This window comes from Streptococcus infantis, assembly GCF_047465185.1.
Taxonomy (GTDB): Bacteria; Bacillota; Bacilli; order Lactobacillales; family Streptococcaceae; genus Streptococcus; species Streptococcus infantis_O.
Window position 1 is genome coordinate 272,207 of the sequence record NZ_JASHAJ010000003.1, and the last position, 25,567, is coordinate 297,773.

Below are 25,567 nucleotides of genomic sequence, written 5' to 3' on the forward strand. Positions count from 1 at the left end.
ATGTATAAAGTACTATTAGTTGACGATGAGTACATGATTACAGAAGGACTTAAGCGTTTGATCCCTTTTGAAAAATGGGATATGGAAGTCGTTGCAACAGCCAATCATGCTGACGACGCTTTGGACTATGTTCGAGAACATCCCGTAGATATCGTCATTTCTGATGTCAACATGCCTGATAAAACAGGACTTGAAATGATTGGGGAAATGAAGGAACTCTTGCCAGAGGCTTACTATATCCTTCTTTCCGGCTATCAAGAATTTGAATATGTCAAGAAAGCTATGAATCTCAATGTTGTAGATTATCTTGTCAAACCAGTTGATAAGGTTGAACTGGAGCATTTACTTGAGAAAATCCTTGGTCAACTTCGTGAGAAAGTGCATGAGCCAGAAATCTTGAGTCAGCAATTAGATGAAGAAGCCTTCAAGACTCATCTCACCCAAAAAGAAAACTGGTGGATTGGACTCTCCCAAGAGAAACAAGGGGATTTTGTCATTCCCTACTATGTTCTCGGTCAGGACTGGCAGATTGTCCTTGCCGATCAGGAATTTGAGGGTTTGCTAGTCATGCCTTTTAAGGCTCCTTATCAAATCAACTTTGAAAAGTGGAAACGTGATGTTGAAAAAACTCTCTTTTATGGATCGGTCAATCTAGATCAATCCGAAAGTCTCTTTTCTTATTATGAACCCATCTATCGGGTGATTATTCAGGGTAATCTTCAGCAGATTATCGAGGAGTTGAACCTACTTGAGAAGATTGTGTTAGAAAATACACCGAGGGTGTCCATTACCAAGCAACTATTTACTCAGTTTGTTATGGACGTCTTCCATCTCTTTGAGCATTTGAAAGCAGATGATATGACAGATATTGTCAAAAGAATTCATGCCATTACAAACTTTGAAGATTTAGTGGCTTATACCAAGGAAACCTTGACGTCCTTCTTTGGTCAATACCGCATGAATGAAAATGTCGTCAGTGTACTTGAAGTTATTGGTAGAGACTATAAAAAAGAGCTTTCTCTCAAGGATATCAGCAAGGATCTTTTTATCAATCCTGTGTATTTAGGTCAGTTAATCAAGAAGGAAACCAATTCAACTTTTGCAGAACTCCTAAATAAGCAACGGATTAAAGCAGCTCAGCAACTCTTGCTGTCTACAAACGATAGTATTGAGGATATTTGCTATACGGTTGGTTATAGTAATGTAGGGTATTTCTACAAGGTCTTTCGAAAACTATGTGGAAAGTCTCCAAAGGCCTACCGCAAGCAGATTGAGGTCACCCTCTAACTTTTGTTATCCATTTTAAAATATGCTATAATAAGTTTAAAAAATATGAGGAGGTTACTTTTATGAAAAAGAAACCAATCTATCTATGGGTTTTATTGGTGTTATCAGCGATTAGTTCATTCTTGGCAGTAGTTGGAATACTCACTCCAGTACCTAGTAAGGACGCCCTTCGTGCTAGCCAAGAAAATGTTGGGACACTTAGTGCTCAACAAATAGAAGATGCTGTTAACTATGCCCACCAAGTGTCTGAGTCATCTCACTCTATTTTTAACACGATACTAATTATTCTATCTGCTATCTTAGTTGTAGTAGCCTTTGTTTTCTTAATTCGTAAGAACTTGCAGTTGGCAAACTACACTTATGTTGGATATGCCTTGCTAGCCATTGTTGGACTAGTCCATGACAATATGAATCTACAAGATGCTATGCAATTGATTAAAGATGACACCCTTCGTTTAGGAATGGAAGTCATGTCAAAAGTAACCACTATCATATTCATCGTCATCAATGTTATCTTTTTGGGAATCGTCTTTTATAAAATATGGCGTCAGCAAAAAGAACTAACAGAATCTCAAGAGGAAGAACTCGCCTAAGAGTTGACAAAGGATAACTATCAAGATACAATCTTGGTAGTTATTTTTTTGGATTCGAGAAAGAGGGAGGAAAAGATGAAAAAAATTTCCTTAGTTTATATCAGTCTGAGCGGGAACACGGAGAGTTTTGTGACACGTTTGAAAGCTTATTTGTTGGAGCAGTATGCGAATATTGATGTGGAAAAAATTCATATTAAAGACTTGGTCAAGGAAGGAGAAGATTTCTTTGAGATGACCAATCCATATGTGGCTTTTCTACCGACTTACCTAGAAGGTGGCAATGGCGTTGATAATGGAGATGTGGAAATCTTGACCACTCCAGTAGGTGACTTTATCGCATATGGTGATAATGCTAGCAAGTGTTTTGGTGTCGTAGGATCGGGTAACCGCAATTTCAATAACCAATACTGTTTGACCGCCAAGCAATATAGCCAGCGCTTTGGTTTTCCAGTCCTAGCTGACTTTGAGATGCGCGGAATGCTAGGAGATATCAAAAAGGTTGCAGGTATTATTGCAGAGCTTTATGAACTTGAATCCTTGTAAGAGGATAGAGTTGCTGGGCTAGATTTTTATCCCATGGATCATAGAATTATTTCAAAAGAGAACAGTTCAAATGAGTAAATTACAGAGATCATTTTTAAAGTATATAAAACGCAAACCAAGCTTCAAGGATATTATGCTATGCAGTGCTTTGTTGCTCTTGGCAATTAGTCTGATGATGTTTTCTGATAAAATTTTTGATGAAGATGCAGCACCATTTGGAACCATGGTATCCTTAGGGATTGTTATCCTGGTAGAAATCTTAGCTGTCAGAAATAAATAAAAAAGACTCGAGAAATGGTATCTCGAGTTTTTCTTATTTGCGAATTTCGTCAACGATTTCTTTTGAAATGGGAATTCCTAAGCGGTAACCTTTGTTAATGTAGTCAATGACATCATTGATGTTTTCTATCGTTTGGATTTTCTCTTTGATAGTTGCACGAAAAGCTTGATCTTTCAATAGTTGGTTCTGAAGAAGTCTTTGAAGTTTCTCTTTTTCATATTTGTTGACAAGAAAGAGAAAAAGAAGACTGATAACAACTAGAATATAAGCATACTGGCTCATAAAAATTCTCCCTAAGTGATAAAGAAGTAGGTGGTAAGATAAAAGTAAAGTTTTTCACTTTTTGAGTGATGATACTGTAAAGCGCCTCTCTACTCGTTTTTGTTTAGATGAATGAGTAAGGCGTTTAGGCAAGTCGCCTTATTTACGACGTCGTGGCCCCTAAATCGATTATATTTATGTCCTAAAACTAGTGAGGCGTTTAGGCAAATCGCCCGATAGCGATTGCCGTCAAGAGACTAGGAACTTTAGTTTCAGTCTCTTGTAACGAATTACATCTTCTCTGGCGCCTCTACACCCAACAGACGAAGGGCTTCTTTAAGGACAACTGCTGTTGCATAGCTGAGAGCTAGGCGACTGTCACGTTCTGGGCTTTCATCTAAGATACGAGTGTGGGCATAGTATTTGTTAAAGGCTTGAGCTAAGCTGATTGCAAATTTAGCGATGATAGACGGCTCATAGTTATCAGCTGCACGTTTAATAATACGTGGGAAGTCTTGGATTAGCTTGATAATTTCCCAGCTTTCGGCATCGTTCAAACTATAGTTGGCACCTGCTTCAGGTTTGAAATCGGCTTTACGCAAGATTGATTGGATACGAGCGTAAGCGTATTGGACATAAGGACCAGTTTCCCCTTCAAAGGATACCATGGCTTCGAGGTCGAAGTCGTAGCCATTTGTACGGTCGGTTTTAAGGTCATAGAATTTAATGGCCCCAACTCCAACAGCATGAGCAACTTGGTCTTTGTTTTCAAGTTCAGGATTTTTTGCTTCGATCTGCGCTTTAGCACGGCTGATGGCTTCTGCGACAGTTGGCTCTAGCAAGATAACATTTCCTTTACGAGTAGAAAGTTTTTTCCCTTCCTTTGTTACTAATCCAAACGGAACATGGACAATGTCTTGGCTCCAATCATAGCCCATCTCTTGCAAGACAGCCTTGAGTTGTTTGAAGTGAGCAGATTGCTCTTGACCAACGACATAAATCGATTTAGCAAATTGATATTCGTTTTTACGGTAGAGGGCCGCAGCTAAGTCACGTGTGATGTAGAGTGTAGCACCGTCAGATTTCTTGATAAGAGCTGGGTGTTCAATTCCATATTTTTCAAGATTCACAACTTGAGCACCTTCTGATTCGACTAATAGTCCTTTTTCAGAAAGGATGTCTACAACTGCATCCATTTTATCATTGTAGAAAGCTTCTCCGTTATAGCTGTCGAATTCAACTTGTAATTCATCGTAAAGGCGGTTAAATTCTACCAAGCTTTCATCGCGGAACCATTGCCAAAGAGCAAGAGCTTCCTCATCGCCGTTTTCAAGTTTGCGGAACCATTCGCGTGCTTCTTCATCCAAACTTGGGTCGTTCTCAGCTTCAGCATTAATGCGGACATAGAGCTTAAGGAGTTCATCGATTGGATGAGCCTTAACTGCTTCTTCGTTACCCCATTTCTTGTAGGCAACAATCAACATTCCAAACTGTTTGCCCCAGTCTCCCAAGTGGTTGACCTTGACAGTTTTATAGCCGATTTTTTGGAAGATATGTGACAAGCTATCTCCGATAACTGTTGAACGAAGGTGACCGATTGAAAATGGTTTAGCAATATTAGGGCTAGACATGTCAATGACAACATTTTCTTGATTGCCAATCTCTTGGTCAGCGTAGTGCTCTTTTTCAGTAATAACGTTTTGTAGAACTTGACCAGAAATGGCAGCTTTATCAAGGAAGAAGTTTACGTAAGGACCTGTTGCTACAACCTTTTCAAAAGCTTGGCTATTGATCTTTTCAGCGATGTCAGCAGCAATCATTTGAGGAGCTTTACGTTCAACCTTTGCCAATGAGAAGGCAGGGAAGGCGACATCTCCCATATCTGAGTTTTTAGGTGTTTCTAGTAAATTTAAAATAGCCTCTTGATCCAGGCTATCAATGACGCTAGCCAACTCGCTAGCAATCAATTCTTTTGTATTCATTTAGGGCTCCTTTAGGGCTTTTCTACTATTTTAACACAATTTACTACATTTTTTTGGAAAGAAGAGAATTTTTTTGAAATATCCAGTTTTTTTGATATAATGTTCTTATTAAAAAAATGTAAAATGTAATAAATATGCAATCGAAAGGATCTTATGAGAAAAAGAGAACGTCATCAGCTCATCAAGCGAATGATTACAGAAGAAAAACTAGGAACTCAAAAGGAAATTCAAGATCGATTGGAAGCCTGTGATGTCTTTGTGACACAAACGACATTATCCCGTGATTTGCGAGAGCTTGGCTTAACCAAAGTTAAGAAAAACGATGTTGTTTACTATGTGCTAGCAAATGAGACAGAGAAGATTGATCTGGTCGAATTCCTTTCACATCACTTAGAGGGTGTTGCAAGAGCCGAATTCACCTTGGTTCTCCACACTAAACTTGGAGAAGCATCCGTTTTAGCCAATGTAGTAGATTCAAATAAAGATGGGTGGATCTTAGGTACTGTTGCCGGAGCGAATACCTTGTTGGTTATCTGTAAGGATCAACATGCAGCTAAAGTCATGGAAGAACGCTTGCTAGAGTTAATGGAAGATAGATAAGGTCTTGAGAGCTTCTCTCAGGACTGTTTTTACAAGGAGAGAGTAAATGACTACTGAAAAATTATCACCTGGTATGCAACAGTATGTGGATATCAAAAAACAATATCCAGATGCTTTTTTGCTTTTTCGCATGGGTGATTTTTATGAGTTGTTTTATGAAGACGCAGTCAATGCTGCACAGATACTAGAAATCTCACTGACCAGTCGCAATAAAAATGCTGAAAATCCGATTCCCATGGCTGGAGTTCCTTATCACTCTGCCCAACAGTATATTGACGTTCTAGTTGAACGTGGCTACAAGGTTGCCATCGCTGAACAGATGGAAGACCCTAAGCAAGCTGTTGGTGTCGTTAAGCGCGAGGTTGTTCAGGTCATTACACCAGGGACAGTGGTTGATAGTAGTAAGCCAGATAGTCACAATAACTTTTTAGTGGCTATTGATCGTGAAGGTTCCCAGTATGGACTAGCCTATATGGACCTAGTGACAGGTGATTTCTATGTAACGGGATTATCAGATTTCTCTCTAGTCTGTGGTGAAATCCGTAATCTCAAGGCCAGAGAAGTGGTGATTGGTTACGACTTGTCTGAAGCGGAAGAGCAGATTCTCAGTCGTCAAATGAATCTAGTGCTTTCCTATGAACAAGAAATATATGAAGACGTTCATCTGTTGGATTCAAGATTGGCAACTGTTGAAGGAGCAGCTAGTGGGAAACTTCTTCAGTATGTTCATCGGACGCAGATGCGAGAGTTGAATCACTTAAAACCTGTTATTCGTTATGAAATCAAAGATTTCTTGCAGATGGATTTTGCGACCAAGGCTAGTCTTGATTTGGTTGAAAATGCTCGCTCAGGTAAGAAACAAGGGAGCCTGTTCTGGTTGCTAGATGAGACTAAAACTGCAATGGGTATGCGTCTTCTACGTTCTTGGATTCAACGTCCCTTAATTGATTTAGATCGTATCATAGAACGTCAGGAGGTTGTGCAAGTCTTTCTGGATTATTTCTTTGAGCGCAGTGATTTAACGGAAAGCCTCAAGGGAGTCTACGATATCGAACGTCTGGCTAGTCGAGTATCTTTTGGCAAAAGCAACCCCAAAGACCTCTTGCAATTAGCAACTACCTTAGGAAGTGTTCCACGAATTCGCGCCATTTTAGAAGGAATGGAGCAACCAGCTCTAGCTTATCTAATTGAACAACTAGATGCTATTCCTGAGTTGGAAAGCCTGATAAGTGCTGCCATTGCCCCAGAGGCTCCCCACGTGATTACCGAAGGTGGTATTATCCGAACGGGCTTTGATGAGACCTTGGATAAATACCGTCGTGTGCTGAGAGAAGGGACTAGCTGGATTGCTGAGATCGAGGCCAAGGAAAGAGAAAACTCTGGCATCAATACTCTCAAGATTGACTACAATAAAAAAGACGGCTACTATTTCCATGTGACCAACTCGCAGCTCGGTAACGTACCAGCCCACTTTTTCCGAAAGGCTACGCTGAAAAATTCTGAGCGATTTGGGACAGAGGAATTGGCGCGTATCGAGGGAGAAATGTTAGAGGCGCGTGAGAAATCAGCAAACCTAGAGTACGAAATCTTTATGCGTATTCGTGAGGAGGTCGGCAAGTATATCCAACGTCTACAGGCTCTGGCTCAAGGAATCGCTGCTGTCGATGTCTTGCAAGGCTTGGCAGTAGTTGCAGAAAAACAACATCTGATTCGACCAGAGTTTGGGCAAGAGTCGCGGATTGATATCCAGAATGGTCGTCACGCAGTTGTTGAAAAGGTCATGGGAGCTCAGACCTATATTCCCAATAGTATCCAGATGGATGAAGATACTAGCATTCAACTAATTACAGGTCCGAACATGAGTGGGAAGTCAACCTACATGCGTCAACTAGCCATTACAGCGGTTATGGCTCAGATGGGTTCTTATGTCCCTGCAGAAAGTGCTCAACTGCCAATTTTTGATGCGATTTTTACCCGTATCGGAGCGGCAGATGACTTGGTTTCAGGTCAGTCCACCTTTATGGTAGAGATGATGGAAGCTAATAATGCCATTAGTCATGCGACAAAGGATTCATTAATTCTTTTTGATGAGCTTGGTCGAGGAACCGCAACTTATGATGGTATGGCTCTAGCCCAGTCTATTATCGAGTATATCCATGAGCATATTGGTGCCAAGACTCTCTTTGCAACGCACTACCATGAATTAACCAGTCTGGAAGCTAGTCTTGAACATCTAGTAAATGTACACGTGGCTACGCTTGAGCAAAATGGTCAGGTCACTTTCCTTCATAAGATTGAACCAGGTCCAGCAGACAAATCGTACGGTATTCACGTTGCTAAGATTGCAGGATTGCCAGCAGACTTGCTAAAAAGAGCGGATGCGATTCTAACTCAACTAGAGAGCCAAGGTCAGGAAAATCCAATTTCTATCAATCAAAGGAATGTTGTCAATGAGCAAATGTCTCTCTTTGATGAAAAGGAAGAAAATCCTATCCTAGCAGAATTGGCCCAAGTAGATGTGTACAATATGACACCGATGCAAGCCATGAATCTCTTATTAGAGCTAAAACAAAAATTATAAGCAAAAACCCACTCCGTTTTGTGAGTGGGTTTTTAGGTCTTATTTTTTCTTAGCCAATAATTGGTTGATATGGGCAACCTTCTTTGATTCTCTCTTGTAGAGAACGACCCAGATGATGAGGTAGACGATTGCAAACTCTGGGATGAGTTGGAGGATGAAGAGCCAGTTTAATGGGAACCAGCCTGCTAGGATTGCTAAAGGTACAAAGCCTAGTAGCATGAGGAAGAAGTGAGTGACAGTCGCACGAAGAAGGCTCCAATCTTGAGCGAATAGACGGCTACCAAAACTAAAGAGAACTCCAATAGCTGCCCAGATAACCGTAGAGTAAAGCAAGACTAGAGAACCATGGACTTGATGCTCTCTCATGAATTGACCAACGGGCGATTCATAGCTTAGAGGTGCGTAGTAGCTTGGCGAATAGATAAAAGAAAAGATAATAGATAGGGTGAGGCCAATGAGGATACCAGTTGTGGCATCGTGGAATACTTGTTTTTTCATAGTTCTAATTTCTCCTTAATGGTTTTGAGGTAACGGCGAGATGAGTAGGTAAAACTTTCGTTTTTTAGATAAATTTCAATCAAGCCGTTAGAGGTTAGTTTTAGATGACTAATTGCATCAATGTTGACAATTTCCGATTGGGAAATTTGGATAAAGGAAGCAGGTAGAATTTCACTTGCTTGGTAGAGACGAATGTCAAGTGTATAGGTTTGGCTATCCGTTTCGGCCAGAACCTTACGATTTTCAATGTATACACGCTGAATCTTGCTAATCTGAATCAAGTAGACCTGGTCTTGAAATTTTCCTTTGATGGTCTCCTTTTGATTCAGAGATTGGACAAAGTCCTGAACTTTTTGAATTTTTGAAGACAAGGCAGGTGCTTCTATGATGATTTGTTCTTCTGCATATTGCTGATCAATGTCGAGTTTGACTTTCATAATTTCTCCTTTATCTAGTTGTAATAGAGATCTCTTACTTACAAGTCTATTAAACACCATTTTTTTGACAATTACAAGAAGCTTTGTCTATGTGGTCGGTTGAAGAGTCTATCTGGTAGGTGACCGTTTTCAAAGAGATTTTAGAGTAAAGAAGTCAAAAAATAAGAAGAAATATATTGACAAAAATAGAAAAAAAGTGGTACAATGTTAGACGGTACTTTTTACTTTTGGTCTCTCAAGAGTGTACAGGGACGTGCTGACAAATGTTGCAAAAGTACACACAGATGATAGCTGTCACCAAGTGTATCATCACCAAAAATAAAAAAACACAGGAGAATGTAGATGCCTACAATTAACCAATTGGTTCGCAAACCGCGTAAATCAAAAGTAGAAAAATCTAAATCACCAGCTTTGAACGTTGGTTACAACAGTCATAAAAAAGTTCAAACAAACGTTTCTTCACCACAAAAACGTGGTGTAGCAACTCGTGTTGGAACTATGACACCTAAAAAACCTAACTCTGCCCTTCGTAAATTTGCTCGTGTACGTTTGAGCAACCTTATCGAAGTTACTGCCTACATCCCAGGTATCGGACACAACTTGCAAGAGCACAGCGTGGTGCTTCTTCGCGGTGGACGTGTAAAAGACCTTCCAGGGGTACGTTACCATATCGTCCGTGGTGCACTTGATACTGCAGGTGTTAACGATCGTAAACAAGGCCGTTCTAAATACGGTACTAAACGTCCGAAAAAAGCATAAGGAAAGGGGATAAAGAGAAATGAGTCGTAAAAATAGAGCTCCAAAACGTGACGTATTGCCAGATCCGCTTTACAATTCACAATTAGTTACTCGTCTTATCAACCGCGTTATGCTTGACGGTAAACGTGGTACAGCTGCTTCAATCGTTTACGGTGCTTTTGAACAAATCAAAGAAGCTACTGGTAACGATGCACTTGAAGTATTTGAAACAGCTATGGAAAACATCATGCCTGTACTTGAAGTACGTGCACGTCGTGTTGGTGGATCTAACTACCAAGTCCCAGTTGAAGTTCGTCCAGAACGTCGTACAACACTTGGACTTCGTTGGTTGGTAACAATCGCTCGCCTTCGTGGTGAACACACAATGCAAGACCGTCTTGCAAAAGAAATCTTGGATGCTGCTAACAACACTGGTGCAGCAGTTAAGAAACGTGAAGACACTCACCGTATGGCTGAAGCTAACCGTGCCTTCGCACACTTCCGTTGGTAATAAAATGATACCAAGAGCGGCAAAGGCCCAAGGCAAAAATAGGAAACTGATGCAGTGTTCCGTGAACACAAAGCAGTTTATCTTTTTTGCACCGGGCCTCGCTCGGGTTCAAATCAGTTAACTTGAGCTTTTAGCCCGGGTTCAATTGAGCTAATATCGGCTAACTAACTTTAGCCCGAGTTCAATTCAACTTCCCATCTCACAAGTTGAAACCAACTAAACAAGATAAACATTGAGAACGGGTGGGTCCTGCCTATCCGTTTTTATTGAAATCGTGTTATAATAGAATAGAAATAAAAAATATAGGAGAAACAAACCTCATGGCACGCGAATTTTCACTTGAAAAAACTCGTAATATCGGTATCATGGCTCACGTCGATGCTGGTAAAACAACTACAACTGAGCGTATTCTTTACTACACTGGTAAAATCCACAAAATCGGTGAAACTCACGAAGGTGCGTCTCAAATGGACTGGATGGAGCAAGAGCAAGAACGTGGTATCACTATCACATCTGCTGCGACAACAGCTCAATGGAACAACCACCGCGTAAACATCATCGACACACCAGGACACGTGGACTTCACAATCGAAGTACAACGTTCTCTTCGTGTATTGGACGGTGCGGTTACAGTTCTTGACTCACAATCAGGTGTTGAGCCTCAAACTGAAACAGTTTGGCGTCAAGCAACTGAGTACGGGGTTCCACGTATCGTATTTGCCAATAAAATGGACAAAATCGGTGCTGACTTCCTTTACTCAGTAAGCACACTTCACGATCGTCTTCAAGCAAATGCACACCCAATTCAATTGCCAATCGGTGCTGAAGATGACTTCCGCGGAATCATTGACTTGATCAAGATGAAAGCTGAAATCTATACTAACGACCTTGGTACAGATATCCTTGAAGAAGATATTCCAGCTGAATACCTTGACCAAGCTCAAGAATACCGTGAAAAATTGATCGAAGCAGTTGCTGAAACTGACGAAGAATTGATGATGAAATACCTCGAAGGTGAAGAAATCACTAACGAAGAATTGAAAGCTGGTATCCGTAAAGCGACTATCAACGTTGAATTCTACCCAGTACTTTGTGGTTCTGCCTTCAAGAACAAGGGTGTTCAATTGATGCTTGATGCGGTTATCGACTACCTTCCAAGCCCACTTGATATCCCTGCGATCAAAGGTATCAACCCAGATACTGAAGAAGAAGAAACTCGTCCAGCATCTGATGAAGAGCCATTTGCAGCTCTTGCCTTCAAGATCATGACTGACCCATTCGTAGGTCGTTTGACATTCTTCCGTGTTTACTCAGGTGTTCTTCAATCAGGTTCTTACGTATTGAATACTTCTAAAGGTAAACGTGAACGTATCGGACGTATCCTTCAAATGCACGCTAACAGCCGTCAAGAAATCGACACTGTTTACTCAGGTGATATCGCTGCTGCCGTTGGTTTGAAAGACACTACAACTGGTGACTCATTGACAGATGAAAAAGCTAAAATCATCCTTGAGTCAATCAACGTTCCAGAACCAGTTATCCAATTGATGGTTGAACCAAAATCTAAAGCAGACCAAGACAAGATGGGTATCGCCCTTCAAAAATTGGCTGAAGAAGATCCAACATTCCGCGTTGAAACTAACGTTGAAACTGGTGAAACAGTTATCTCTGGTATGGGTGAGCTTCACCTTGACGTCCTTGTTGACCGTATGCGTCGTGAGTTCAAAGTTGAAGCGAACGTAGGTGCTCCTCAAGTATCTTACCGCGAAACATTCCGCGCTTCTACTCAAGCACGTGGATTCTTCAAACGTCAGTCTGGTGGTAAAGGTCAATTCGGTGATGTATGGATTGAATTTACTCCAAACGAAGAAGGTAAAGGATTCGAATTCGAAAACGCAATCGTCGGTGGTGTGGTTCCTCGTGAATTTATCCCAGCGGTTGAAAAAGGTTTGGTAGAATCTATGGCTAACGGTGTTCTTGCTGGTTACCCAATGGTTGACGTTAAAGCTAAGCTTTACGATGGTTCATACCACGATGTCGACTCATCTGAAACTGCCTTCAAGATCGCTGCATCTCTTGTGCTTAAAGAAGCTGCTAAGACTGCACAACCAGCTATCCTTGAGCCAATGATGCTTGTAACAATCACTGTTCCAGAAGAAAACCTTGGTGATGTTATGGGTCACGTAACTGCTCGTCGTGGACGTGTAGATGGTATGGAAGCACACGGTAACAGCCAAATCGTTCGTGCTTATGTTCCACTTGCTGAAATGTTCGGTTACGCAACAGTTCTTCGTTCTGCATCACAAGGACGTGGTACATTCATGATGGTATTCGACCACTACGAAGATGTACCTAAGTCAGTACAAGAAGAAATCATTAAGAAAAACAAAGGTGAAGAATAATTCACCGTCACTTTAAAAGAAGTCACTTTGTGGCTTCTTTTTCTGTTTGGTAGAAATAGCTAAAATTGCCTCAAATATGGTAAAATAGAAGGAGTATATTGTGAGGAAAATGGATGTCAACCACTTTTGAAATTTTAATGAATCAGTTGGGAATTCCCGCTGAGATAAGAAATCATGAGGCCTTCTCCCAGGCTGAAATTGAACAAGTTATTGTACACAAGCAAAGTAACATTTGGGAGTTTCGTTTTGTCTTTGAGAATATCCTCCCCTTTGAACTCTTTTTAGCATTGAAGAAGGGATTGAAAGAAGAATTTTCAAAAACGGGAAATCAAGCGACTTTCGAAATTAAAACGAAAGATCAAGATTTTTCAAGAGAGCTTTTACAGGCCTACTATCGGGAGGCTTTTTCAGCTGGCCCTTGTTCTAGTCAAGGCTTTCGGACCATGTATCAGGATTTTCAGGTTCGGTTTGAAAATGATCAATTGATTATTGAGGCCTCTGAAGCAGCAGATACAGAGCATTTCAGAAAAAACCATTTGCCAAATCTTAGCAAACAACTTGAGCTCTTTGGTTTTCCTAAGTTTACATGCCATTTAGAGAAAAATGAAGATTTGACAAAGGAAGAGCAGGAAGCTTTCCATTCTGAAAATCAAATGATTGTTCAGGCTGCCAATGATGAGACCCTTCGAGCTATGGAACAGTTAGAACAGATGGCACCACCACCTCCAGTTGAGGACAAACCTGTCTTTGATTTCCAAGCTAAGAAGGTAGCTGCTAAGCCTAAACTCGACAAGGCAGAGATAACTCCAATGATTGAGGTCAATACCGAAGAAAATCGTCTGGTTTTTGAAGGGGTTGTCTTTGATGTGGAACATAAAGTGACTAGAACGGGTCGTGTCTTGATTAATTTTAAGATGACGGACTATACGTCTAGTTTCTCCATGCAAAAATGGATCCGAAACGAAGAAGAAGCTCAGAAGTTTGATATCATTAAGAAAAATTCATGGCTCCGTGTTCGTGGAAATGTCGAGGTCAATAATTTCACACGAGATTTGACCATGAATGTGCAAGATGTGCAGGAAGTTGTTCACCATGAACGCAAGGACTTGATGCCAGAAGGTGAGCGTCGCGTTGAGTTTCATGCCCATACCAACATGTCGACCATGGATGCTCTTCCTGAGGTCGAGGAAATCGTTGGAACAGCAGCAAAATGGGGCCACAAAGCGGTAGCAATCACAGACCACGGTAATGTTCAATCCTTCCCTCATGGTTATAAGGCAGCAAAGAAAGCTGGTATTCAGCTCATTTATGGGATGGAAGCCAATATCGTTGAAGACCGTGTTCCTATCGTTTATAACGAAGTGGAGATGGATCTTTCTGAAGCTACTTATGTAGTCTTTGACGTAGAAACCACAGGACTTTCAGCTATCTATAATGACTTGATTCAGGTGGCAGCTTCCAAGATGTATAAGGGGAATATCATTGCTGAATTTGATGAATTTATCAATCCTGGGCACCCCTTATCAGCCTTTACAACTGAATTGACAGGAATTACGGATGACCATGTAAAAAATGCCAAACCCTTGGTTCAAGTTCTGAAAGAATTCCAAGAATTCTGTAAAGATACCGTTCTTGTAGCCCACAATGCAACCTTTGACGTTGGCTTTATGAACGCCAACTACGAGCGTCATGGACTGCCAAAAATCACACAACCTGTCATTGATACGTTAGAATTCGCTAGAAATCTCTATCCCGAATACAAACGTCATGGTCTAGGACCTTTGACTAAACGTTTTGGTGTTGCTTTAGAACACCACCACATGGCCAACTACGATGCAGAAGCAACTGGCCGTCTGCTCTTTATCTTTATCAAGGAAGTGGCAGAAAAACATGGTGTGACAGATTTGGCACGATTAAACCTTGATTTAATCAGCCCAGATTCGTATAAAAAAGCTCGAGTCAAGCATGCGACCATCTATGTGAAAAATCAGGTGGGCTTAAAAAATATCTTTAAGCTGGTTTCTCTCTCAAACACCCAGTATTTTGAAGGAGTTCCACGAATTCCACGTACGGTTCTGGATGCCCATCGAGAAGGTTTAATCTTGGGATCGGCTTGTACGGAAGGAGAAGTCTTTGATGCAGTCGTGTCACAAGGAGTAGATGCGGCAGTTGAAGTAGCTAAATACTATGACTTTATCGAGGTGATGCCTCCGGCTATCTATGCACCTTTGATTGCCAAAGAGCAGGTTAAGGATATGGAGGAACTCCACACCATCATCAAGAGCTTGATAGAGGTTGGAGAGCGCCTTGGAAAACCAGTTCTTGCGACAGGAAATGTCCACTATCTCGAACCTGAGGATGAAATTTATCGAGAAATCATCGTCCGAAGTCTAGGTCAGGGAGCTATGATTAACCGGACTATTGGTCATGGAGAAGCTGCCCAACCAGCTCCGCTACCCAAGGCACATTTTAGAACGACCAATGAAATGTTGGACGAATTTGCCTTTCTAGGAGAAGATTTGGCTCGTAAGATTGTCATTGAAAATACCAATGCCCTGGCAGAAATCTTTGAACCTGTTGAGGTTGTAAAGGGTGATTTGTACACGCCTTTCATTGACAAAGCTGAAGAAACAGTTGCCGAGTTAACCTATAAAAAAGCCTTTGAAATCTATGGAAATCCACTGCCTGATATCGTTGATCTACGGATTGAAAAGGAATTGACTTCTATCCTTGGGAATGGTTTCGCCGTGATTTATCTGGCTTCGCAAATGCTAGTGCACCGTTCAAACGAACGAGGCTACTTGGTTGGTTCCCGTGGGTCTGTTGGATCTAGTTTTGTTGCGACCATGATTGGGATTACCGAGGTTAATCCGCTATCGCCTCACTATGTCTGTGGTCAGTGTCAGTACAGTGAGTTTATCACAGATGGTTCTTACGGTTCAGGATTTGATATGCCAGATAAAGACTGTCCTAACTGTGGGCATAAGCTCAGCAAGAATGGACAGGATATTCCTTTCGAGACCTTCCTTGGTTTTGACGGGGACAAGGTACCTGATATCGATTTGAACTTCTCAGGTGAGGATCAGCCGAGCGCCCACTTGGATGTACGTGATATCTTTGGGGAAGAATATGCTTTCCGTGCAGGAACGGTAGGTACGGTGGCTGCTAAGACAGCCTATGGATTTGTCAAGGGTTACGAGCGTGACTATGGCAAGTTCTACCGTGAAGCCGAAGTAGAGCGCCTTGCTCAAGGAGCTGCTGGTGTTAAACGGACGACCGGTCAGCACCCAGGGGGAATCGTTGTTATTCCTAACTATATGGATGTCTATGACTTTACTCCAGTGCAGTACCCTGCCGATGATGTGACTGCTGAATGGCAGACTACTCACTTTAACTTCCACGATATTGATGAGAACGTCCTCAAGCTCGATGTTCTTGGTCATGATGATCCGACCATGATTCGGAAACTTCAGGACCTATCAGGCATTGATCCAAATGATATTCCTATGGATGATCCTGGTGTCATGGCTCTCTTTTCGGGTACAGATATCCTGGGAGTGACACCTGAACAAATCGGGACTTCGACCGGTATGCTTGGAATTCCAGAGTTTGGGACCAACTTCGTTCGGGGAATGGTGGATGAAACCCATCCGACGACCTTTGCAGAGTTGCTTCAGCTTTCTGGTTTGTCTCACGGTACCGACGTATGGTTGGGGAATGCCCAAGACTTGATCAAGGCAGGAATTGCGGACCTGTCAACCGTTATCGGATGTCGGGATGACATCATGGTTTACCTGATGCACGCTGGCCTAGATCCAAAGATGGCTTTTACCATCATGGAGCGTGTGCGTAAGGGAATGTGGCTTAAAATATCAGAAGAAGAGCGCAACGGTTATATCGAAGCCATGAAGGCGAATAATGTACCTGAATGGTACATCGAATCTTGTGGGAAAATCAAGTACATGTTCCCTAAAGCCCATGCGGCAGCCTACGTTATGATGGCCCTTCGTGTAGCCTACTTCAAGGTTCACCATCCGATTTATTATTACTGTGCTTACTTCTCCATCCGTGCCAAGGCCTTTGATATCAAGATCATGGGTGCAGGCTTGGATGCTATCAAACGCAAGATGCAAGAAATTGCTGAAAAGCGCAAGAACAATGAAGCTTCTAACGTAGAAATTGACCTCTATACAACGCTTGAAATCGTCAATGAAATGTGGGAACGTGGCTTCAAATTTGGGAAGTTGGACCTCTATCGCAGTGATGCGACCGAATTCATCATCGACGGAGATACCCTCATCCCACCATTTGTCGCTATGGATGGCCTAGGAGAGAACGTTGCCAAGCAATTGGTCCGTGCACGCCAAGAAGGTGAGTTCCTCTCTAAAACAGAACTTCGCAAGCGTGGTGGACTATCATCAACCTTGGTTGAAAAGATGGATGAAATGGGCATTCTCGGTAATATGCCAGAGGATAATCAGTTGAGCTTGTTTGATGATTTGTTTTAAGAGGTAGAACGGAGGATATTTCATGAAACTAAGAATTTTTGCGGAAGACAAGCCAGCTGAGAAGGTGTTTGAGTATCAATTGGAACTTGCTGATCAGACAATTCTTCTATCGACAGCACTCTTGTCAGGTACTATTGCACTAGTAGGGCTACTTTCTGCTTTGAAAGAAAAATAAAAATAGAAAAGAGAAAACAGAATGGTTTTACCAAATTTTAAAGAAAATCTAGAAAAATATGCTAAGTTATTGGTTGCAAACGGAGTGAACGTGCAACCTGGTCATACCTTAGCTCTCTCTATCGATGTGGAGCAACGCGAGTTGGCTCACTTAATCGTCAAAGAAGCCTATGCACTTGGAGCCCACGAAGTTATCGTTCAATGGGCAGATGACTTTGTAAACCGTGAGAAATTCCTTCACGCGCCGATGGAGCGTTTGGACAATGTGCCAGATTACAAGATTGCTGAGATGAACTACCTACTTGAAAATAAAGCAAGTCGTCTCGGTGTTCGTTCTTCTGATCCGGGTGCATTGAACGGAGTAGATGCTGAAAAGCTCTCAGCTTCTGCTAAAGCAATGGGAATTGCTATGAAGCCAATGCGTATCGCAACTCAATCTAACAAGGTTAGCTGGACTGTAGCAGCCGCTGCTGGACTTGAGTGGGCTAAGAAAGTCTTTCCAAATGCTGCGAGCGACGAAGAAGCAGTGGACCTCCTTTGGGACCAAATCTTCAAGACTTGCCGTGTCTACGAAGAAGATCCAGTTAAGGCTTGGGAAGAACATGCTGCTATCCTCAAGAGCAAGGCGGAAATACTCAACAAAGAACAATTCTCAGCTCTTCACTACACTGCTCCTGGAACAGACTTGACACTTGGCTTGCCGAAGAACCACGTTTGGGAATCTGCCGGAGCGATCAATGCTCAAGGCGAAGGTTTCTTGCCAAATATGCCAACAGAAGAGGTCTTTACAGCCCCTGATTTCCGTCGCGCAGATGGTTATGTCACTTCTACAAAACCTCTCAGCTACAACGGAAATATCATCGAAGGCATCAAAGTGACCTTTGAAAATGGTCAAATCGTTGATATCACAGCTGAAAAGGGTGATCAAGTAATGAAGGACCTCGTCTTTAAGAATGCTGGTGCGCGTGCCTTGGGTGAATGTGCCTTGGTACCAGATCCAAGCCCAATTTCACAGTCAGGTATTACCTTCTTTAACACCCTTTTTGACGAAAATGCTTCCAATCACTTGGCTATCGGTGCAGCCTATGCAACGAGCGTTGTTGGTGGAGCAGAGATGAGCGAAGAAGAGCTAGAAGCTGCAGGACTTAATCGTTCAGACGTTCACGTTGACTTTATGATTGGTTCTAACCAAATGGATATCGATGGTATCCGTGAGGATGGAACACGCGTACCACTCTTCCGCAATGGAGATTGGGCAATTTAAGGAGAAACTATGATTGGAAGTATGTTTGTCGGTCTTTTGATCGGACTATTAGCAGGAGCTATCACCAATCGTGGAGAACGGATGGGATGCTTCGGGAAAATGTTCCTGGGTTGGATTGGTGCTTTCCTGGGTCAAATGCTTTTTGGAACTTGGGGGCCTATCTTAGCTGATACGGCTATTATCCCATCAGTTTTAGGAGCCATGATTTTATTAGCCATCTTTTGGAGAAAAGACAGCTAGTTTTAACTTGCTAGAACAGAAAAAGAGGTTGGAAATCTTCCAACCTCTTTTTTATGAGCTGTAAAAAGACTGATATGCGGCTAGCTTGGCTTTCAGTGACTGTTCCTTTTTATATTGCCTCAAGTATGGTACAATAAAAACATGAGAATTCAACAATTACACTATATTATCAAAATCGTAGAGACTGGTTCGATGAATGAGGCTGCCAAGCAACTTTTCATTACACAACCGAGTCTATCAAATGCCGTTCGTGACCTAGAAAATGAGATGGGAATTGAGATTTTTATCCGAAATCCTAAGGGAATTACCCTCACACGTGATGGGATGGAGTTTCTATCCTATGCCCGTCAGGTTGTCGAGCAAACGCAACTTCTAGAAGAACGCTATAAGAACCCAATCGCTCATCGCGAGCTTTTTAGTGTGTCTTCGCAGCACTATGCTTTTGTGGTCAATGCTTTTGTTTCCTTGCTTAAGAAAAGCGATATGGAAAAGTACGAGCTTTTTTTGCGTGAAACCAGAACTTGGGAGATCATCGACGACGTCAAGAACTTCCGAAGTGAAGTAGGAGTTCTCTTTTTAAATAGCTATAACCGGGACGTTCTTTCGAAGATGTTGGACGACAACCATCTCGTTGCCCACCATCTCTTTACAGCCCAACCCCATATATTTGTCAGCAAGACCAACCCTCTTGCTAAGAGAGACAAGGTGCAGTTGGCAGACCTAGAAGACTTCCCATATTTGAGCTATGACCAAGGGACCCATAATTCCTTCTATTTCTCAGAAGAGATTTTGTCACAAGAACACCATAAGAAATCCATCGTTGTTAGTGACCGTGCGACCTTGTTCAATCTCTTGATTGGTTTGGACGGTTATACCATCGCGACTGGTATCCTTAATAGTAACCTCAATGGAGACAATATCGTTTCGATTCCACTTGATATTGATGATCCCATTGAACTGGTTTATATCCAGCATGAGAAAACTAGCTTGTCTAAGATGGGTGAACGCTTCATCGAGTACCTACTTGAAGAAGTTCGCTTTGATAAGTAATTTGAATAAATGAGAAGAGAAAAGAAGAATGACGACATTAAATACAAATGATTTTGATTTTCACTTGCCGGAGGAATTGATTGCTCAGACTCCTCTGGAAAAGCGCGATGCCTCTAAACTCTTGATGGTTAATCGCAAAACTGGAGAATTTCAAGATCGCCACTTTCACTCCATTATTGACATGCTAGAGCCAGGTGATGCCCTGGTTATGAATGATACCCGTGTCTTGCCAGCCCGACTTCATGGTCAAAAGGAAGAAACAGGGGGCCACGTTGAACTATTGCTTTTGAAAAACACAGCAGGAGACGAGTGGGAAGTCTTGGCGAAACCAGCCAAACGTCTCAAGGTTGGTACTCGTGTTGTCTTTGGTGATGGTCGACTAAGCGCAGTCGTGACTGAGGAATTAACCCATGGCGGTCGTATTGTCCGTTTTGAGTATGAAGGAATTTTCCTAGAAGTACTTGAAAGTCTGGGAGAAATGCCTTTGCCTCCATATATCCACGAAAAATTGGATGATCGTGAACGTTACCAGACCGTCTATGCCAAGGAGAGTGGCTCAGCCGCTGCTCCGACTGCAGGCCTTCATTTTACAAAAGAACTACTAGAAGAGATCCAGCATAAAGGCGTTCACCTAGTCTACCTGACCTTGCATGTTGGACTTGGGACCTTTAGACCTGTTTCAGTAGATAATCTGGATGAGCACGAGATGCACTCAGAGTTTTATCAATTGTCTGAGGAAGCTGCAGCGACCTTGCGTCAGGTCAAAGAAAATGGTGGCCGTATCATTGCTGTGGGGACAACCTCTATCCGTACACTAGAGACTATCGGAAGCAAGTTTGACGGCCAAATCCAGGCCGATTCTGGCTGGACCAATATCTTTATCAAGCCAGGCTATGACTGGAAGGTGGTGGATGCTTTTTCTACTAATTTCCATTTGCCAAAGTCTACCTTGGTCATGCTTGTCTCAGCTTTTGCAGGCCGTGAATTGGTCCTCAAAGCCTACCAACATGCTATCGATGGGAAATACCGTTTCTTTAGCTTTGGCGATGCCATGTTTATCTACTAAAAAGCAATGAAATAAAGACTAGAGATAGAAGGGCTAATTCCTAATAGGATGAGCCTTTTTTCTATGTAGGGTAGCTATTGAATAAAAACGAAATAAATGATAAACTGAAAGCAATGAGTTAGCCATCAAAATTATATGTAAAACTAGGCTAGCTACTTTAAACGACATATTTCAAAGGAGATTTTTATGACTAACAAAACATTGCGCTATACAAGTCTATCAGTACTGACCCTGTTAGCTGCTATTACATTAGCTGCTTGTGGTGGAAATGCTGACAAGAATACTTCAGCTTCAAACCAAAAGGAAACAACAACTCAAGTAACGACGGCTTCAGCAAGTAAAACAGAAGCAGGCCAAAAAGAGGGGCAGAAGTCTGAGGCAAGTAGTGGGTCAGATGCTAAAACGACTCAAGCAGAACAAAAGGAAGATAAGCAAAATTCACAAGAAGCTTACGCTAAATTTGTGGGAACTTGGGAAAATTATGCAGGGACAACTGCAACAGTTACATCTGATGGAATTGTAACGATCCAAAGTTCAAAAGGAACCTTTAATTATGAGATGGGGCAAGTAGAGGAAAAAGACGGCTACTACTCAACAGGTATTCATCTTGTCGGTGGTGGGCAAGGGGCACGACTGATTTTTACCCCAGCTGGAGTCCAAAACGAAGTGACAGGTACAGATGGCAGTCAAGATGTCTTGTCTATCGGTCAATCTGTAAGCGACAAAGATAACCAGTTTTACCGTAACTAAGAATACCAGTAAGAAGTAAGGGTGTAGAAACGCCCTTGCTTTCTAACCAATTTAAAATATAACAAAGGAAATAGAAAGAGGTAAAGGTGTTTTTTCTATGACGCCGTCGTGTCTTTATCGGCGAATGCAATGGACAGGCTGTTTATTATGACCAAAAGACAGGAGAGGCTTTAGCTGCTCCAAAGAGTGTCTTGCTCAATACTGCAGGCGCTCGTGACACGAATTCCTTTATCCCTGAATTGGTAGTTCTCTTTCTAGCAAAATGGAAAGAGAATTTTTTTCTAATTAAGCAGAGCATATTTCTGTTTAAACAACTCAATTTTATCATTGCAGTAATTGATTAAATCTTGTGCTTTTTCAAATGTGTAGCCTTTTTCAGATACAGACTTGACTTTCTTTTCATCAAAATAGTAGCCAGTCAAGCCCCTGACTTCCTCTGATAAGGTGAGATAATAGCCTGTTTCGATTCCCTGATCTAGATCTTTCGAGAGAGACTTCATCAGGCGTCCGAAGAGAGACTTTTTTGTCTTTTCATCACTAGAATTATTCCCTAAGTTAGTCGAGATAAGACCAGGATGATAGGCATTGATGGTGATGTTTGAACCTCTTAAAAAGAAGTCTCTTGCCAGATAGCGTGTCATCCAAATAGTGTAAAGTTTTGAATTATTGTAGGCCAATCCTGGATTGTATTCTTTCTCAAATCCAAAGTCCAAATCCTTGACCTTGGCAAAATGATGCATATAGGAAGAAGTATTAATGACACGGCTGTCAGCCGATTTTTCTAACAAGGGGCTTAGCTCAGTTGTTAACAGATAGGGAACGAGAACGAATAACATAAAAGTCAACTCGACATTTTTAGCACTCGCTTTTCGTTCTTTTCCTGCATACAGGCCTGCATTGTTAAACAAGACATCGATCCTTTGAAAGTCTCGCTTGATTTCCCCTACAAATCGATAAACATCGTCTAATTTTGAAAAATCTGCCAAGTAGCTCGAAACTCTGCCTCTCAAGGAAACGGCCCGAACCTCTTGAAGCGCCAGCTCAAGTTTTTGAGGATTGCGACCATGGAGGATGACCTGATGGCCTTCACTGGCTAATTTCTTTGCCAAATGTTTACCGATACCGTCAGTAGCACCTGTAATCAGAATCGTTTTGACCATATTAGTCCTCCAAGAAAGCAATGAGTTCTTTTGAAAACTCCTCTGCATATTGGAAGATCGAACCGTGACCAGCATTTGGATAGATGATCAGCTTACTATCTTTTATTTTCTCATGCATATCATAAGAATTTTCTGTTGGAACCTGCATATCCTTGTCCCCGTTGACGATTAAGGTTGGTTGGGTGATAAATCTTAGGTCGTCTTGAGAATCTTTCCCCCAACGTTTAATGGCTTTGAGTTGAGTCAAGAAACCAGGCACACTCATGTCTTTGTCCGCAAATTCCTTGGTTCGCATTCCCATTCGTCCGAGAACTTTCAAAGCTTCGATTTTTCCTTGTTCATCATGGTTATAGAAGATATAGCGTTTAGGATCGATGCGCTCGAGTCCAGCTTTAAACATATAGTTAAATGTTTTCCCTGTGACCTTATCAATCTCTTTTCCACCTCGAGGTCCTGTTCCTGCTATAATGAGACGATTGACCAAATCAGGCTTGATTCGGACCATTTCTTGGGCAATCATCCCTCCCATAGAAAGACCTAGGAGATTGATTTTATCGTAACCAAGGGATTGAATAAAGGCAATCGTCTGCTCAGCCATTCCAGAAATGGTTGGGGCCACTTTTCCTTGACTGGCTCCCACACCAGGAAGGTCGACCACAATCACATGGTGCTTTTCAGCAATCAAGTCCAAAAGTTTTGGATCCCAGTTGTCGAGGGTTGCTGCCAAGTGGACCAGCATCAGAAGAGGTAGTTTTGATTTGCCTTTGCTGAGTTCGCGATAGGCAATTTTGTTCCCTTCAACAGTGATGTATTGATTTTTAGTTGTAAGATATGACATTGTCTTTTCCTTTTTATTTCTTAAAGCTGAGGACAGTTTTTCCACGTGAGCGACCATTAGCGACCTTGTCTAAGGCGCTATTCACTTCTTCAAATGGATAGACTGTATCGATAGATGGCTTGATTTCTAATTTGCTAAAGAGGTCAGCTACCTCTTGTAATTGAGCACCATTGCTTTCCACAAAGATAAAATGGTAGTGAACGCCGTATTTGTCAGCCATCTTATCAAATTTGCGACCAGCTAAGCCAAGAATCATCTGTTTCCATTTTGGCAGGTTCATGCGTTTGGCAAAGTCACCATTTGGCATAGCACGGAGGGAAACAAGCTGACCACCTTTTTTCATGATAGACATTTGTTTTTCAGTCTCAGCGCCACCAAGGGTATCGAGGACATAATCAACCTGGCTAACAGTTTTTGTATAATCCTCTGTTTTATAATCGATAAAGCGGTCTGCTCCTAGGTTCAATACACGCTCAGCGCTATCTCCAGCCCCATTGGTAATGACCTTCAAACCTTTAGCCTTAGCAATCGGAATGGCCATACCGCCGACACCGCCTGTACCACCAGAGATAAAGATGGTTTTGCCAGCTTGAGCCCCCATGAGTTCTAAGGCTTGCATAATGGTTAAGGCAGTCAAAGGAACAGCAGCGGCTTCCTCGTCAGACAGATAGTCTGGAACCTTGGCTAGAGCCTGACTATCGACAGCTACGTATTCTGCAAAGGCACCAATATGATTAAGTGGTAAACGCCCAAAAACTCGGTCTCCGACTTTGAGATTTTTGACTTGTCTACCTGTCTCTTCAATGATACCGACCACTTCATTTCCAGCAGTTTGTGGAAGTTTGTAAGGGACGATCACCTTTACTTCACCACGGGAAATCATGTTATCCAGAGGATTAACACCAGCTGCGGTGACTTTGACCAAAACTTCTTTGTCTGTGATGCTTGGTTTTGCGATTTCTGTGATGTTTAGTGTGATATTGTTTTTGTTATAAGTAGTATGTTGTGCGACTTTCATTGTCTACCCTTTTCTATTTTTTGTTGTATCCGATAGAGATACAAGCATAGTCTTTTTAAAACTGATCTGCATGCAAATCAGTTTCGTTTTTGTTTGGCATCTTTATAAAGATTGTTAATGACATCTTCTAAGGTTTGCTGGGCTAGTTCCTTATCAAGTTGAGCTTCAGCGCTAGCAAATAGTGGCGAAATGGCAGCTTGAATATGTTTCCCTACTGGGCAATCCGGATTGCTATTTTGGTGAACGGGAAATAAGCTGATGTGGTTGACTTCTTGTGTGGAAAAATAAATCTCAAGTAAGGTCACTTCCTTTGGGGACTTACTGAGTTGATAGCCTGTTTTTCCTTGATGGGAAGTAATTAAGCCAGCGTTTTTCAATAAGGCAATCACCTTACGAATATAACTAGCGTTGGTTCCGACGCTCTCAGCCAGAGCTTGTGAACTTAAGGTATCCTTGCTCTCGCTAATCATGGTTAGGATATGTAAGGCTACTGAAAATTTTGTATCCATATAAACTCCTTTGGATAACTTGTATCTAATACGAGAACAAGTATATCACAAATAAAATGAAAAGCAAGACTTTTGTTTTAAATTTTTAAAATATTTTTGAAGAGTGTCATCAGATTAGAGATGTCTGGAAAGGCAGTTCATAAAAAATAGTGAGATAAACTTGTTTTAAAGAAACAGCATCTCCCCTCTCTGCTTGATCAAACATATCTTAGTTTGTGCCTAGTAAACTTTGTTTAATAATCTAATTATATGTTATTTCATTCCGTTTTTTTGTTCT

At 41.7% G+C, this 25,567-nt stretch carries 24 protein-coding genes; 16 read left to right on the plus strand and 8 right to left on the minus strand.

The genetic code is table 11. The features are described from left to right. The 4 genes from QM382_RS07160 to QM382_RS07175 all read left to right on the plus strand — a co-directional run bounded on the left by QM382_RS07160 (nt 1) and on the right by QM382_RS07175 (nt 2,703). Nucleotides 1–1,287, plus strand: a complete 1,287-nt coding sequence (locus QM382_RS07160) for a response regulator (RefSeq protein ID WP_414272874.1) — start codon at nt 1–3, stop codon at nt 1,285–1,287. 62 nt (nt 1,288–1,349) lie between these two features. Continuing rightward, complete coding sequence (locus QM382_RS07165) at nt 1,350–1,880, plus strand: ABC transporter permease (RefSeq protein WP_254730071.1); 531 nt, start codon at nt 1,350–1,352, stop codon at nt 1,878–1,880. 75 nt (nt 1,881–1,955) lie between these two features. Beyond that, on the plus strand, nt 1,956–2,423 hold the full coding sequence (gene nrdI / locus QM382_RS07170) for a class Ib ribonucleoside-diphosphate reductase assembly flavoprotein NrdI (RefSeq protein WP_070678690.1): 468 nt from the start codon (nt 1,956–1,958) through the stop codon (nt 2,421–2,423). Nucleotides 2,424–2,493: 70 nt separating this feature from the next. Beyond that, a complete protein-coding gene (locus tag QM382_RS07175) occupies nt 2,494–2,703 on the plus strand; it encodes a hypothetical protein (RefSeq protein ID WP_178894530.1) in 210 nt (69 codons plus the stop codon). A gap of 33 nt (nt 2,704–2,736) precedes the next feature. On the opposite strand, the gene QM382_RS07180 is transcribed toward QM382_RS07175, so the two are convergent. Together QM382_RS07180 and argS are read right to left on the minus strand one after the other, a co-directional pair. Next, nucleotides 2,737–2,985 carry a MarR family transcriptional regulator gene (locus tag QM382_RS07180; protein WP_178894531.1) on the minus strand — a complete coding sequence of 83 codons (249 nt, stop codon included), beginning with the start codon at nt 2,983–2,985 and terminating at the stop codon, nt 2,737–2,739. 269 nt (nt 2,986–3,254) lie between these two features. Then, the gene (gene argS / locus QM382_RS07185) at nt 3,255–4,946 is read right to left on the minus strand and encodes an arginine--tRNA ligase (RefSeq protein ID WP_178894532.1); all 1,692 of its coding nucleotides are present in this window, start codon (nt 4,944–4,946) and stop codon (nt 3,255–3,257) included. A gap of 153 nt (nt 4,947–5,099) precedes the next feature. Here argS and argR point away from each other — a divergent pair, with 153 nt between their 5' ends. Both argR and mutS read left to right on the plus strand, forming a co-directional pair. Beyond that, on the plus strand, nt 5,100–5,546 hold the full coding sequence (gene argR / locus QM382_RS07190) for an arginine repressor (RefSeq protein ID WP_004250715.1): 447 nt from the start codon (nt 5,100–5,102) through the stop codon (nt 5,544–5,546). 46 nt (nt 5,547–5,592) lie between these two features. Continuing rightward, complete coding sequence (gene mutS, locus QM382_RS07195) at nt 5,593–8,127, plus strand: DNA mismatch repair protein MutS (protein ID WP_414272875.1); 2,535 nt, start codon at nt 5,593–5,595, stop codon at nt 8,125–8,127. Between the two features lie 39 nt (nt 8,128–8,166). Here the strand turns inward: mutS and QM382_RS07200 are convergent, their stop codons facing one another. Both QM382_RS07200 and QM382_RS07205 read right to left on the minus strand, forming a co-directional pair. Further along, nucleotides 8,167–8,625: a DUF3021 domain-containing protein gene (locus QM382_RS07200; RefSeq protein WP_414272876.1), complete on the minus strand. Its 459-nt coding sequence runs from the start codon at nt 8,623–8,625 to the stop codon at nt 8,167–8,169. Beyond that, nucleotides 8,622–9,062, minus strand: a complete 441-nt coding sequence (locus QM382_RS07205; protein ID WP_414272877.1) for a LytTR family DNA-binding domain-containing protein — start codon at nt 9,060–9,062, stop codon at nt 8,622–8,624. The genes QM382_RS07200 and QM382_RS07205 overlap by 4 nt, the downstream gene beginning before the upstream one ends. 342 nt (nt 9,063–9,404) lie before the next feature. On the opposite strand from QM382_RS07205, the gene rpsL reads away from it, so the two are divergent. From rpsL to QM382_RS07255, 10 genes are all read left to right on the plus strand, one after another. Continuing rightward, nucleotides 9,405–9,821 carry a 30S ribosomal protein S12 gene (rpsL, locus tag QM382_RS07210; protein ID WP_001142333.1) on the plus strand — a complete coding sequence of 139 codons (417 nt, stop codon included), beginning with the start codon at nt 9,405–9,407 and terminating at the stop codon, nt 9,819–9,821. Between the two features lie 19 nt (nt 9,822–9,840). Beyond that, nucleotides 9,841–10,311: a 30S ribosomal protein S7 gene (gene rpsG / locus QM382_RS07215; protein WP_000087873.1), complete on the plus strand. Its 471-nt coding sequence runs from the start codon at nt 9,841–9,843 to the stop codon at nt 10,309–10,311. A 320-nt stretch (nt 10,312–10,631) separates the two neighbouring features. Then, complete coding sequence (fusA, locus tag QM382_RS07220; protein WP_414272878.1) at nt 10,632–12,713, plus strand: elongation factor G; 2,082 nt, start codon at nt 10,632–10,634, stop codon at nt 12,711–12,713. Nucleotides 12,714–12,826: 113 nt separating this feature from the next. Next, nucleotides 12,827–17,221, plus strand: coding sequence for a PolC-type DNA polymerase III (locus QM382_RS07225; RefSeq protein WP_414272879.1), 4,395 nt, complete (start codon nt 12,827–12,829; stop codon nt 17,219–17,221). A 22-nt stretch (nt 17,222–17,243) separates the two neighbouring features. Then, nucleotides 17,244–17,396: a hypothetical protein gene (locus tag QM382_RS07230; RefSeq protein WP_049530728.1), complete on the plus strand. Its 153-nt coding sequence runs from the start codon at nt 17,244–17,246 to the stop codon at nt 17,394–17,396. 21 nt (nt 17,397–17,417) lie between these two features. Then, nucleotides 17,418–18,659: an aminopeptidase gene (locus QM382_RS07235; RefSeq protein WP_414272880.1), complete on the plus strand. Its 1,242-nt coding sequence runs from the start codon at nt 17,418–17,420 to the stop codon at nt 18,657–18,659. Between the two features lie 9 nt (nt 18,660–18,668). Then, on the plus strand, nt 18,669–18,899 hold the full coding sequence (locus QM382_RS07240; RefSeq protein WP_006149365.1) for a GlsB/YeaQ/YmgE family stress response membrane protein: 231 nt from the start codon (nt 18,669–18,671) through the stop codon (nt 18,897–18,899). A gap of 141 nt (nt 18,900–19,040) precedes the next feature. Then, nucleotides 19,041–19,949: a LysR family transcriptional regulator gene (locus QM382_RS07245; RefSeq protein WP_004250738.1), complete on the plus strand. Its 909-nt coding sequence runs from the start codon at nt 19,041–19,043 to the stop codon at nt 19,947–19,949. Between the two features lie 28 nt (nt 19,950–19,977). Beyond that, nucleotides 19,978–21,015 (plus strand): tRNA preQ1(34) S-adenosylmethionine ribosyltransferase-isomerase QueA, encoded by a 1,038-nt coding sequence (gene queA / locus QM382_RS07250; RefSeq protein WP_142558730.1) that lies wholly within the window; start codon nt 19,978–19,980, stop codon nt 21,013–21,015. 186 nt (nt 21,016–21,201) lie between these two features. Next, on the plus strand, nt 21,202–21,765 hold the full coding sequence (locus QM382_RS07255) for an ABC transporter substrate-binding protein (RefSeq protein WP_414272881.1): 564 nt from the start codon (nt 21,202–21,204) through the stop codon (nt 21,763–21,765). A gap of 281 nt (nt 21,766–22,046) precedes the next feature. Here the strand turns inward: QM382_RS07255 and QM382_RS07260 are convergent, their stop codons facing one another. The 4 genes from QM382_RS07260 to QM382_RS07275 form a co-directional block, all read right to left on the minus strand. Continuing rightward, on the minus strand, nt 22,047–22,925 hold the full coding sequence (locus tag QM382_RS07260) for an SDR family NAD(P)-dependent oxidoreductase (RefSeq protein ID WP_250307650.1): 879 nt from the start codon (nt 22,923–22,925) through the stop codon (nt 22,047–22,049). 1 nt (nt 22,926) lies between these two features. Further along, nucleotides 22,927–23,763 carry an alpha/beta fold hydrolase gene (locus QM382_RS07265; protein WP_060955223.1) on the minus strand — a complete coding sequence of 279 codons (837 nt, stop codon included), beginning with the start codon at nt 23,761–23,763 and terminating at the stop codon, nt 22,927–22,929. A gap of 13 nt (nt 23,764–23,776) precedes the next feature. Continuing rightward, nucleotides 23,777–24,781 (minus strand): NADP-dependent oxidoreductase, encoded by a 1,005-nt coding sequence (locus QM382_RS07270; RefSeq protein ID WP_060955224.1) that lies wholly within the window; start codon nt 24,779–24,781, stop codon nt 23,777–23,779. A gap of 77 nt (nt 24,782–24,858) precedes the next feature. Beyond that, the gene (locus QM382_RS07275; protein WP_060955225.1) at nt 24,859–25,290 is read right to left on the minus strand and encodes an Rrf2 family transcriptional regulator; all 432 of its coding nucleotides are present in this window, start codon (nt 25,288–25,290) and stop codon (nt 24,859–24,861) included. Nucleotides 25,291–25,567: the final 277 nt, after the last annotated feature.

What these genes read in the sequence shown, in the direction of transcription:
- QM382_RS07160 (WP_414272874.1), top strand. Translation starts at nt 1, where the DNA reads ATGTATAAAGTACTATTAGTTGACGATGAGTACATGATTACAGAAGGA.
- QM382_RS07165 (WP_254730071.1), top strand. Translation starts at nt 1,350, where the DNA reads ATGAAAAAGAAACCAATCTATCTATGGGTTTTATTGGTGTTATCAGCG.
- nrdI (WP_070678690.1), top strand. Translation starts at nt 1,956, where the DNA reads ATGAAAAAAATTTCCTTAGTTTATATCAGTCTGAGCGGGAACACGGAG.
- QM382_RS07175 (WP_178894530.1), top strand. Translation starts at nt 2,494, where the DNA reads ATGAGTAAATTACAGAGATCATTTTTAAAGTATATAAAACGCAAACCA.
- QM382_RS07180 (WP_178894531.1), bottom strand. Translation starts at nt 2,985, where the DNA reads ATGAGCCAGTATGCTTATATTCTAGTTGTTATCAGTCTTCTTTTTCTC.
- argS (WP_178894532.1), bottom strand. Translation starts at nt 4,946, where the DNA reads ATGAATACAAAAGAATTGATTGCTAGCGAGTTGGCTAGCGTCATTGAT.
- argR (WP_004250715.1), top strand. Translation starts at nt 5,100, where the DNA reads ATGAGAAAAAGAGAACGTCATCAGCTCATCAAGCGAATGATTACAGAA.
- mutS (WP_414272875.1), top strand. Translation starts at nt 5,593, where the DNA reads ATGACTACTGAAAAATTATCACCTGGTATGCAACAGTATGTGGATATC.
- QM382_RS07200 (WP_414272876.1), bottom strand. Translation starts at nt 8,625, where the DNA reads ATGAAAAAACAAGTATTCCACGATGCCACAACTGGTATCCTCATTGGC.
- QM382_RS07205 (WP_414272877.1), bottom strand. Translation starts at nt 9,062, where the DNA reads ATGAAAGTCAAACTCGACATTGATCAGCAATATGCAGAAGAACAAATC.
- rpsL (WP_001142333.1), top strand. Translation starts at nt 9,405, where the DNA reads ATGCCTACAATTAACCAATTGGTTCGCAAACCGCGTAAATCAAAAGTA.
- rpsG (WP_000087873.1), top strand. Translation starts at nt 9,841, where the DNA reads ATGAGTCGTAAAAATAGAGCTCCAAAACGTGACGTATTGCCAGATCCG.
- fusA (WP_414272878.1), top strand. Translation starts at nt 10,632, where the DNA reads ATGGCACGCGAATTTTCACTTGAAAAAACTCGTAATATCGGTATCATG.
- QM382_RS07225 (WP_414272879.1), top strand. Translation starts at nt 12,827, where the DNA reads ATGTCAACCACTTTTGAAATTTTAATGAATCAGTTGGGAATTCCCGCT.
- QM382_RS07230 (WP_049530728.1), top strand. Translation starts at nt 17,244, where the DNA reads ATGAAACTAAGAATTTTTGCGGAAGACAAGCCAGCTGAGAAGGTGTTT.
- QM382_RS07235 (WP_414272880.1), top strand. Translation starts at nt 17,418, where the DNA reads ATGGTTTTACCAAATTTTAAAGAAAATCTAGAAAAATATGCTAAGTTA.
- QM382_RS07240 (WP_006149365.1), top strand. Translation starts at nt 18,669, where the DNA reads ATGATTGGAAGTATGTTTGTCGGTCTTTTGATCGGACTATTAGCAGGA.
- QM382_RS07245 (WP_004250738.1), top strand. Translation starts at nt 19,041, where the DNA reads ATGAGAATTCAACAATTACACTATATTATCAAAATCGTAGAGACTGGT.
- queA (WP_142558730.1), top strand. Translation starts at nt 19,978, where the DNA reads ATGACGACATTAAATACAAATGATTTTGATTTTCACTTGCCGGAGGAA.
- QM382_RS07255 (WP_414272881.1), top strand. Translation starts at nt 21,202, where the DNA reads ATGACTAACAAAACATTGCGCTATACAAGTCTATCAGTACTGACCCTG.
- QM382_RS07260 (WP_250307650.1), bottom strand. Translation starts at nt 22,925, where the DNA reads ATGGTCAAAACGATTCTGATTACAGGTGCTACTGACGGTATCGGTAAA.
- QM382_RS07265 (WP_060955223.1), bottom strand. Translation starts at nt 23,763, where the DNA reads ATGTCATATCTTACAACTAAAAATCAATACATCACTGTTGAAGGGAAC.
- QM382_RS07270 (WP_060955224.1), bottom strand. Translation starts at nt 24,781, where the DNA reads ATGAAAGTCGCACAACATACTACTTATAACAAAAACAATATCACACTA.
- QM382_RS07275 (WP_060955225.1), bottom strand. Translation starts at nt 25,290, where the DNA reads ATGGATACAAAATTTTCAGTAGCCTTACATATCCTAACCATGATTAGC.